The organism is Ruegeria sp. AL12 (assembly GCF_056540885.1).
Genome location: NZ_JBQFXN010000118.1, coordinates 1 through 735 on the forward strand (window position 1 = coordinate 1; position 735 = coordinate 735).

The 735-nt window shown below is 60.4% G+C and carries 1 protein-coding gene; it reads left to right on the plus strand.

From position 1 onward, the window contains the following. Nucleotides 1–735 (plus strand): AMP-binding protein (locus tag ACR0C6_RS21730; RefSeq protein ID WP_480621221.1); only part of this gene is annotated, 735 nt, incomplete at both ends.

Below are 735 nucleotides of genomic sequence, written 5' to 3' on the forward strand. Positions count from 1 at the left end.
ACCATGCTGTGTACCGGCGGCACCACCGGCCTGCCCAAGATCGCGCGGCGCAGTCATGCCTCCGAAGTGTTTGACGTCTGGTCCATCAGCCAGTTCAACCCAAACACGTTCGAACCGGGGTCAGCCGCGCTGTGCGGACTGCCGCTGTTTCATTCCAACGCCATTCTGGTGACCGGCCTGCTGGTTCTGCTGAAAGGCGGCCATATCGTTCTGGCCACCCCGCAGGGCTATCGCGGCGAAGGCGTGATCCCAAATTTCTGGAAGATCGCCGAACGCTACAAAATCGTGACTTTCTCGGGTGTCCCCACGGTCTATTCCGCATTGCTGGATGTGCCGATTGACGGGGCCGATCTGTCCTCGATCAAATTCGCCGCCTGCGGTGCCGCGCCAATGCCCGTTGAGCTGTTCAACCGCTTCGTCAGCACCACCGGCATTCCCATTGTCGAAGGGTATGGCATGACCGAAGGCGCGGTGGCCTCGTCTCTGAACCCCCGCGACCCCGATGGTGGCACCCGGATCGGGTCCATCGGCCTGCGCCTGCCCTATCAAAAGATGCGCTGCGCCGTGCTGAACGCCAATGACGAATTTGATCGCTGGGCTGATACGAACGAGGTCGGCGTGATCATGATCTCGGGGCGCAACGTGTTCGAAGGCTACATGATCGACAGTCAGAACCGGGGCATCTTTTTTGAAATCGACGGTGAACGCTGGTTCAACTCGGGTGATCTGGCGCGG